The organism is Priestia sp. P5_B4, assembly GCF_056400385.1.
The window spans coordinates 1-928 of record NZ_JBFULJ010001193.1; the positions used below are offsets into that span (position 1 = coordinate 1).

Here is a 928-nt window from a genome sequence, read left to right on the forward strand (position 1 = left end):
CTGCGCTTCTAACGTTTTATAAAACAGTTCTGACAGCTCTTTTCGTTCTTTTTCATCCCAAAAAGAATCTGTGGAAAATGGCTCCCCGTCTTTTTCTAACCGCTGCTTGGCACGATGTAAATTGCTTTTCACCGCTGTTTCTGACGTTTGTAAAATCAACGCTATTTCTTTTAGCTGATAGCGAAAGCCTTCTTTTAAGAAAAAGATAACCGCTTGCTTCGGCGTAAACTGACTAAGCAGCAGCTCGACCGAGTGTTCCTTACTATCAAACGTATGCTTGTCGGCCTGCTGCTCCAAACTCTTTTCTTCGGCTATTACTTCACGCTTTCGTTTTCTCAGCAGATCAATCCAGTGGTGATACGCAATTTTATTTAACAGCGCGGAAGACAGATTGTGCTCTTCACCTTTATATCGCTGAGCTTTTAAAAACGTTTCTTGGGCAATATCGTCTCCGTCCCACGCATTTTGCGCTAAAAAGCGGCAGTACTGCTGCAATTTTGGGTAATGCTCGTTCCAGCATGCATCGTCAAAGCTTTCTGTTTGTGTTTCGATTTTTTTTGAATGTGACATGATTTTCACTCCTTTTGCACTCTCTATTTACTAAACGATTAAAGGAAGTTCAAAAGATACGGGGGATCAAACTTTTTTACATATTATACGCTTAAACAGTCATTTTTTTGTATTATAATGAAGATACTTTTATCTGAGGAGTCTAAAATAATATGCGAAGAAGAAAACTATACGGCAAGAAGAAAACGAACAAACTTCACTATAAAGACTTAACCTGTGAACACCCTCAGCCTGCTTTGCCTATGAGCTATACAAGTGAAGCCCCTTTTTACTATTATGACGCGTCAGACGATGAAAGACAAAACGACTTTGAACTATATTCAGAGATTTGTATCATGAATCAAGAACAGTTTTTCGT

General features: G+C 39.0%; 2 protein-coding genes. One reads left to right on the forward strand and one right to left on the reverse strand.

Annotated features, from left to right (window positions below; genetic code table 11):
- A partial coding sequence (locus AC1DRF_RS29865) for a sigma-70 family RNA polymerase sigma factor (RefSeq protein ID WP_477742555.1) occupies window positions 1-570 on the reverse strand: 570 nt, incomplete at its 3' end.
- Between the two features lie 152 nt (window positions 571-722).
- Here AC1DRF_RS29865 and AC1DRF_RS29870 point away from each other — a divergent pair.
- The coding region (locus AC1DRF_RS29870) for a DUF2199 domain-containing protein (protein WP_477742556.1) at window positions 723-928 on the forward strand (206 nt) is incomplete at its 3' end.